The sequence below is a fragment of the Streptococcus sp. AS20 genome (genome assembly GCF_000524255.1).
GTDB classification, from domain to species: domain Bacteria; phylum Bacillota; class Bacilli; order Lactobacillales; family Streptococcaceae; genus Streptococcus; species Streptococcus constellatus.
Map to the genome: position 1 here is coordinate 88937 of NZ_JANS01000004.1, position 7354 is coordinate 96290.

General features: G+C 35.6%; 9 protein-coding genes. 8 read left to right on the forward strand and 1 reads right to left on the reverse strand.

Annotation, left to right across the window (positions count from 1 at the left end; genetic code table 11):
• Positions 1-183: 183 nt before the first annotated feature.
• Complete coding sequence (locus HMPREF1514_RS00935) at positions 184-1329, reverse strand: cobalamin-independent methionine synthase II family protein (protein ID WP_037596585.1); 1146 nt, start codon at positions 1327-1329, stop codon at positions 184-186.
• 357 nt (positions 1330-1686) lie between these two features.
• Between HMPREF1514_RS00935 and HMPREF1514_RS00940 the strand changes: the two genes are divergently transcribed.
• The 8 genes from HMPREF1514_RS00940 to HMPREF1514_RS00970 form a co-directional block, all read left to right on the forward strand.
• A complete protein-coding gene (locus tag HMPREF1514_RS00940; RefSeq protein WP_037596587.1) occupies positions 1687-2520 on the forward strand; it encodes a Cof-type HAD-IIB family hydrolase in 834 nt (277 codons plus the stop codon).
• On the forward strand, positions 2517-3149 hold the full coding sequence (locus HMPREF1514_RS00945) for an SGNH/GDSL hydrolase family protein (protein WP_037596590.1): 633 nt from the start codon (positions 2517-2519) through the stop codon (positions 3147-3149). The genes HMPREF1514_RS00940 and HMPREF1514_RS00945 overlap by 4 nt, the downstream gene beginning before the upstream one ends.
• A gap of 146 nt (positions 3150-3295) precedes the next feature.
• Positions 3296-4168, forward strand: a complete 873-nt coding sequence (locus HMPREF1514_RS00950) for a helix-turn-helix domain-containing protein (protein WP_020997590.1) — start codon at positions 3296-3298, stop codon at positions 4166-4168.
• Between the two features lie 236 nt (positions 4169-4404).
• Complete coding sequence (locus HMPREF1514_RS09755) at positions 4405-4539, forward strand: hypothetical protein (protein ID WP_261674388.1); 135 nt, start codon at positions 4405-4407, stop codon at positions 4537-4539.
• Between the two features lie 47 nt (positions 4540-4586).
• The gene (locus tag HMPREF1514_RS00955) at positions 4587-5222 is read left to right on the forward strand and encodes a YSIRK-type signal peptide-containing protein (protein ID WP_037596592.1); all 636 of its coding nucleotides are present in this window, start codon (positions 4587-4589) and stop codon (positions 5220-5222) included.
• Complete coding sequence (locus tag HMPREF1514_RS09400; RefSeq protein ID WP_037596594.1) at positions 5219-5440, forward strand: hypothetical protein; 222 nt, start codon at positions 5219-5221, stop codon at positions 5438-5440. Before HMPREF1514_RS00955 ends, HMPREF1514_RS09400 begins: the two co-directional genes overlap by 4 nt.
• A gap of 27 nt (positions 5441-5467) precedes the next feature.
• Positions 5468-6118, forward strand: a complete 651-nt coding sequence (locus HMPREF1514_RS00965; protein WP_006269814.1) for a DUF6287 domain-containing protein — start codon at positions 5468-5470, stop codon at positions 6116-6118.
• Between the two features lie 34 nt (positions 6119-6152).
• Positions 6153-7354, forward strand: a 1202-nt coding sequence (locus HMPREF1514_RS00970; RefSeq protein WP_037596597.1) for an SH3 domain-containing protein, incomplete at its 3' end; no start/stop codon positions are given.

Below are 7354 nucleotides of genomic sequence, written 5' to 3' on the forward strand. Positions count from 1 at the left end.
GGGAAAATGGTTGAAGTGTAGATTATTGTAGTTTTGTCTTCAAAAATTTCTCAATAGAGAAATCATTTTAATAGTATTCTTTTTCAGTAGTATTTATTGCTGGAAATCAAAAAGACAAACCTCAAAAAGAAGTTTGTTTTCGCGTTTTTGTCAGTGTTCGCTAAATAGTCATGTGCTTGCAGTTTAACCCCAAAATTTCTTAGCAATTTCTTGGCCTTGTTTGATTTTAGCCCATTGCTGCGGGATAGCCAACTCATTACCAGAATCACAAGAAGCAAAACCGCATTGATGTGACAGCAGCAAACGTTCCTTAGGCAAAATGGTGCTGGCTTGTTCTAATAACTTGAGAACACGTTCTTCATCATCAAGATCAGTTGTCTTACTGGAAAGGAGTCCAAGAACAACTTCAGCATCTTTATCTTTAAGAGAAGCAAGAGCCTTCAAATCACCTGAGACGTCACTGTCCCATTCTAAGAAGAAGCGGTCATAATGTTGATCACGCAAGAATTTTTCTGCGATAGCCTCGTAAGTTCCGCCTGAGGCAGAACGGCTTTCATAATTTCCACGACAGTTATGTGTCCAAACTTTGAGTCCTACTTGATGCCCGTAATCAGCAACCTCATTGTTAATAGCAATAAATTCATCCGCTAAGTCAGCCAGCGCAGTATTGCCATCAGCAAAAAACGAAGCAGGATTTGATTCATCAAAAAGTTCCCAAAGGCAATCATCAAACTGGATAATCTCACCGCCAACTTCCTTGTATTCTGTCAAGAATTCCTTGTAGGCCTTGATAAGACCAGCTTTTAATTCGTCATTGGTTTTGTAAACTTGCCCTTCACCAGCAAGTTTATCAAAGATAGCCAGTTCAGTATAAGCATGCGCAGGTCCCCAAATCGTTAATTTTGTTTGCGTATCACCAGCTTCTTCCTTGAGCAGTTTGTAACTATCTAAGAAATGATGATTTTTACCTGAAAGTGGCTGTCTAATGCGAATACCGATGTCTTTACGTGTTTCGTACTGTCCGCCATCATGGTCTTTAAAAGTGTAGCCGTGGTCTGCAATGTAACGTTCAATACCTTTAAGTCCCCAAATAAAATCTAAATGCCACATGGACTTAGAATATTCACCATCTGTCAAAATATCAATACCATTTGCCTTTTCATCAGCAATGACCTTTTTAATCTCTGCTGTTTCTGTTTCACGATAACCCGAAAAACTATCATAAAAAGGATACTGAATGTCATCACGATGTTCAATTTTATTTTTATAATTAAGCAGATCAGCTGGACGAAGAAGAGATCCAACTAGTTGGAATTTTGATTGTGTCATATACATGCCTCTTTCTAGATTTCTTGCTTTTTATTGTACAAAAGCTGAGCATGTTTGAAAAATAGTTAATTTAGAGAAAAGAATATAGTTTTAAACTATAACTAAAAAGACCAATCCTTGCTTGAATACAATTGTTTCCTCTTCAACTCTCTTTTTGGTAAAATAAAAGAAAAACTTTGTTTACTAGGATATGTTTAGACGTAATATAATCCTTTTGAAATAAGATGTAAATGTAGCCAATAATGTTTTGCATTATCCAAGCGGAATTACAGAAATGGCAAAAGGATAGTCATACATTATGAAATAAATGAACGATGAGATTTAAATTTGAAATGAATAATTGTTAGAGGTGATAACATGTCAATTAAGATGATTGTGACTGATATGGATGGCACGCTCTTAGATGAAAAAGGAGAATTCGATCGCGACCGGTTGAAAAATATATTGGATGAGCTGGACAAGCGGGAGATGCGGTTTGTGGTGGCAACTGGTAATGAAATTCATCGAATGCGCCTGCTGTTTGGTGATTTATTGGAGCGTGTGACGTTGATTGCCGCAAACGGTGCGCGGATTTTTGATAAAAACGAGATACTGCTGGGCACATGTTGGTCTCCGGACTTGGTGGCACAGGTCTTGTCTTATTTTGAAGGGAGAGAACGCGATGTACACTTAGTTGTTACAGCTGAAAATGGTGCCTTTGTCAAAACGGGGACAACTTTTCCTATGATTGAAAAAGTTATGACAGCAGAAATGGCACAAGAATTTTATCGAAAGATAAACTTTGTCGAAGCATTGCGTCCGGACGATTTTCCACAAGTCTTGAAAATGAGTATGATGGTAAACGAGCAAGTAGCAGTTCAAGCTACTCGACAGCTCAATCAGGATTTTGAGGATACCTTAAATGCGGTCACAAGCGGTTATGGAGCGATTGATATTTTACAAAAAGGGATCCATAAAGCTTGGGGATTGAAACAACTGATGCAAAAATGGAAAATTCAAGAGCAGGACATCATGGCCTTTGGAGATAGTGAAAATGACATTGAAATGCTGCAATTAGCAGGGATTTCCTATGCTATGGAGAATGCTGATCCGAGAGTAAAAACAGTTGCCGATCACCTTGCACCAGCCAATACAGAGGCAGGGGTCTTAAAAATATTAGAGAACTATTTGAGCAAAGGAGCGTGTATATGACAGTTCAATTACTAGACCAATGGCTTTTAAATGAACAAGAACAAATTAGAAAAAAATACCAAGATTTGAATCGTATATCCATCAAAGATCCCGATGTACTTTTTCTGGGAGATTCTATAGTTGAATATTTTCCATTGTACGAGCTGTTGAAGACGCCCAAAACAGTGATCAATCGTGGTATTCGAGGTTATCGATCGGATTTGCTACTAGAGCATTTAGAATCTCTTTTATTTGGGCAGGCAGTTGATAAGATTTTTCTTCTCATCGGCACTAATGATATTGGAAAGGAAATTCCGCAGCAAGAAACGGTGAAAAATGTGGAAAGTATCATCCAAACGATTGCTAGAAATTATCCTCTTGCAGAAATCTGCCTTCTGTCTGTTTTACCAGTCAATGAAAGCCCTACTTACAAAAAGCGCGTTCATCTAAGAAGCAATCGAAAAATTCAAAGTCTCAACCATGCCTATCAAGAGTTGACTTCTGCTTATATGAATGTGACTTTTGTCAATGTCTACGACAGTCTGTTAGACGAAGCAGGACAATTAGCAGAAGCATTTACCACTGATGGACTGCATTTGACCGTTGCGGGATACCAAGTGTTGGCAGGGCGAATAGCCATGCAGTTATAATTTTTGCGTCAACTATAGATTAGCAATTTTGGCCTCGTTTCAATGAAACTAATATAAAAATCACTATTGTCATATAAAATTAATTTTATATAATTTAACTCATATGATATAATGAAAAATAAATTATAAAATGTTAAGGGAGTAGTATGAGTACATTATTAGCCACAAGATTAAAAAGTAAACGATTGGAATTAGGGCTATCCCAAAAAGAATTAGCAGAAGGGGTATGTGAACAAGGTCAAATTAGTAGAATGGAAAAGGGCAAGTATATGCCTGGTTCGGATCTTTTATATTCATTATCAAAAAAAATGAATGTTACAATGAACTATTTTTTTGATGATAGTGTACTTGGCGAGACATCTAAGTTGGTACAATTTAAAGAGTTGGTAGAATCTTTTCTAGTAAAGCGTGAGTATGATTCATTAAAATATTTATACAGTTTAGAAATTGATAAATGGCATAGATTGTCACTATCAGATCAAAATTATCTTGAATGGATAGGAGCAATTGTTTCATTTCATTGTGATAATAAAAGAGAGGAGGCTATTATAAAATTAGAACAAATGCTTGTGCGATTAAATAAAGATGAGTTAATGTACCTTCGTATCTCTAATACCTTGCTTGATTTCTTTTTAGAAGAAAAAAATAATGATGAATTTGAAAAATGTTATCAAGCAATAATATCTAAACTTCAAAATATTGATTTTACTCATACAATAGAACTGAAAATTTATATTAAAATTAGATATAATTTTTGCCGATATCTTTGGAAAAGTTTTCAGATTGAGAAGGGAATAGAAGAAACGCTTGATGTTATTGAAAAATGTAATGAATACAGTTGTAGTTATTTATTAGCAGATTTATACTGTATATTAGCGAATATTAGCGAGGATTTTTCTAGCCAAAGTATTGTAAAGCAATATTTTACATTTTCGCAAGTATTATATAAACTCAGCGGTAATGAAAAAATGGCTTTAATACTTGAAAAGTATCTTCGTGATAATTTTAAAAAAATATAAGTTAAAAATAAGATATAATATGAGAAACACGAATAAATTTATGTCCAGTTTATGATGGAGATAATTTTATTTGTGTTTTATTTTTGAAAAAATTACATTAAAACTATGGAAAGATGCCCAAATACATAAAATGATTATAGTTATAATTTTAAAAAAAATAATTATTTTTATAAAAATCTATTGCAATAGTTTATTCAAAGGGATATAATGTGTACCTAGAAAGAGGATTTAACTCTATGAAAAACATGAAGAATGTTATCAAAGTTTTGTTGTTTCTATCGTTTGTTTGGATTATTTTTGGTCAAGTACCCAAAAAATATCCTAGTTTATTAGGTGTTGATCCGGGAGGAGTTTCTATTGTTAAACAGTAATAATTAAGATATACCAATTACTAAGAGATAAAGGAGAAATAATAATTATGAAGAATCAAAATTTTAATAAAGAAGTTCAACGCTTTTCAATCCGGAAATATTCATTTGGTGTTGCATCTGTACTGCTAGGATGCTTTCTGTTTAATGTTGCTAATGTTTCGGCAGATGAGACAACTTCAACGTCTACTGTTTCATCTACAACAGAGTCTGTTGTTTTCCATTCTGATAAAATGATAAATTCTAATGTTGAAAACAACTCTAAGAATAATCAAGCTGTGGATAGTGGTGTATCAAATAAAGTATCTATAGTTGATAATGTTCAAGTTCACAATAAAGAAAAATTAGTTACAGTTCAAACTAAACCAGTCGAAGATACTAAGCCGATATCAGAAAATGGAGTAACGTCTACTGTTTCAACATCTAATGTTCAAGTGGAACATGAAAATAATTCATCAGTTTCGTCCACATCAGACATGAAAGTCAAAGAGACTAGTGAATCTAACAATAATATGATTTCAAGTACTGCTTCTTCTACTCAAAAAGGCGATAATAATGTCTCAAAAAATAAGAATAACTTAGTTGATAAACACTCAAATGAGTTAAAAGAGGGTGCAACAAAAACTATGCTTGTCTCGAAAATAGCGCGTCATGCATTAGCTGTGAACAATGGAGTGGTTATGTGAACAATGGAGTGGTTATTGGAGATGATTATCCAGTGGCTTGGAGGAATAATCCGAATCAAGTAGATACTTGGGGATATGCAACAGGAAATTGTACCTCATTGCCTAATTTTCTAAAGGCAGAAAATAGAAAATACACATATGTTACAAATGGATTACAAATATTTCTAAAATGTGTTGATTTTTACAAAACAAAGTTGTATAATGATTTTGGAATTTGAGGATTCCTGAAAAAGAAAGGAAATACAATGAAAAATTCATATAAATTAGTAAGTATAACTATGTTGTGCTCTTTGCTTTTACTGAGTGCTTGCCATAAAAATGAAACAAAAAGTGATTCGAATGACCATTCGACAGTAAAGACTGCACAAAGTAGTTCTAAAAAAGCAAAATCATCTAAAGCTAAGAAAAAGATGACTGCTAACGCGAGTAGTAATAAAAAAGCAGGGGACAGTACTCAATCTGCTGCTAGTGAACAGATGTCACCTGCTCAATCGTCAACTACTCAACCCTCTTCAAGTACAACTAACGCCGATAGTAATACTTCTCCTGCAGCAGAAGCAAAGTCTACAGTTGACGTAAACGCTCTTGCTAGTGGTGATTTTTCAACAATTTCAGGAACTTGGAGTAATGACTTGGGAAAAAGTATTACCATTAATCCTAATGGTCAAGCTGCTTTTGCAGGTGAGAAAAGAGAGTATGGTCTTACTTCTGAAAAAATAGTCGCAAACACATTTTGGGGAACGATTTATCCTAAAGACGCTCAAGTAGGTGGTGCTGCTTTTATTGTGGTTCCTGCTGGTGTAGCTGATCCTGTTACGGGACAGGTTTCTAATACAGACCGGATTTTGAGTGGGCAAGATGAAAATGCCAATACACATCCTTTCTACAGAAATTAAGATGATAGAAATAAATTAGAAAGTAGGATAAGTGATGAAAAAAATGTTTGATCACAAAGAACAACGTTTTTCCATTCGTAAATATTCGTGTGGTGCAGCTTCTGTTTTGATTGGGTGTGTCCTCTTTATGGGTGGTCAAGCAGTATCGGCTGATGAACAAGTTACAACAGACACAAGTATTGAAACGTCTCAAGTAAATACTGCCGCAAAAAATAATATTCAAAACACAACTGAATCAACTGCTGTGGCTCCTCAAACAGCAACAACTCAAAAAGAAACTGCTGTAACAACAACTGCGCCAACTAGTTCTTCAGCGGATAAAGCTGTTTCTGTAGCTACAGAGACGACACCTTCTCAAACAACGACTGTTGATGCAGTGACACAGACAGAAGACGAAACAACAAATTCATCTGTTGATGCAACAACAGACACAGCTGATTCTTCAACAACTGCAAAAGTTGAAAAGAGTCCTGTCGAAAAAGAAGCAAGGAAAGAAGAAATTGATGTCGCAAAGTTGATGGATAAAACGCAAACAGCGCACGAAGCACGTCTGGCAGAATCCAAAGTAATACAAACTGTACCTTCTTTACCAAGCCAAGGTTACTATACTTATACGAAACGTACAGAAGTGAAAAATGAACCGAAAGCAAGTGCAGCATTGCAGTTTTATGTGAATGCAGGCGATCGCGTTTACTATGACCGAGTTTTGATTGCGGATGGTTACCAATGGCTTAGCTATCGCTCTTATAGCGGTATCCGTCGTTATGCGGCTATTAATAAGTTGGTAACAGAACCAGTTCAACCTGCAAAGCCAACACCTTCTTCAACAGGAACACTCCCTTCTAGAGGAAGATATACTTTCTCTGAAACGGCAGAGGTTAAGAATGAAGCCAAATGGTCAGCTCCGACACAATTTACTTTTAATAGAGGCGATAGCGTTAACTATGATAAAGTGTTGGAAAATGATGGTTATCAATGGATTAGCTATATTTCTTATAGTGGAATGCGTCGTTATGCAGCTGTTACAAAGTTAGCTCAGCCAGCACCTCAAAGACCAGCTCAAAGTCAAGTGACAGGTACGATTCACATTGAAAACAAGACTTCCCAAGGTTTCGATGTGGTGGTGACGAATGTCAGCTCGACCAAGGGTGTGAAGACAGTGAAGTTGCCTATTTGGTCTAGTCAAGGCGGTCAAGATGATGTGATCTGGTACGATGCGATTAAGCAAACAGATGG

Excerpts from the sequence above, each read along its gene's own strand:
- HMPREF1514_RS00935 (WP_037596585.1), bottom strand. The coding sequence starts at position 1,329 with ATGACACAATCAAAATTCCAACTAGTTGGATCTCTTCTTCGTCCAGCT.
- HMPREF1514_RS00940 (WP_037596587.1), top strand. The coding sequence starts at position 1,687 with ATGTCAATTAAGATGATTGTGACTGATATGGATGGCACGCTCTTAGAT.
- HMPREF1514_RS00945 (WP_037596590.1), top strand. The coding sequence starts at position 2,517 with ATGACAGTTCAATTACTAGACCAATGGCTTTTAAATGAACAAGAACAA.
- HMPREF1514_RS00950 (WP_020997590.1), top strand. The coding sequence starts at position 3,296 with ATGAGTACATTATTAGCCACAAGATTAAAAAGTAAACGATTGGAATTA.
- HMPREF1514_RS09755 (WP_261674388.1), top strand. The coding sequence starts at position 4,405 with ATGAAAAACATGAAGAATGTTATCAAAGTTTTGTTGTTTCTATCGTTT.
- HMPREF1514_RS00955 (WP_037596592.1), top strand. The coding sequence starts at position 4,587 with ATGAAGAATCAAAATTTTAATAAAGAAGTTCAACGCTTTTCAATCCGG.
- HMPREF1514_RS00965 (WP_006269814.1), top strand. The coding sequence starts at position 5,468 with ATGAAAAATTCATATAAATTAGTAAGTATAACTATGTTGTGCTCTTTG.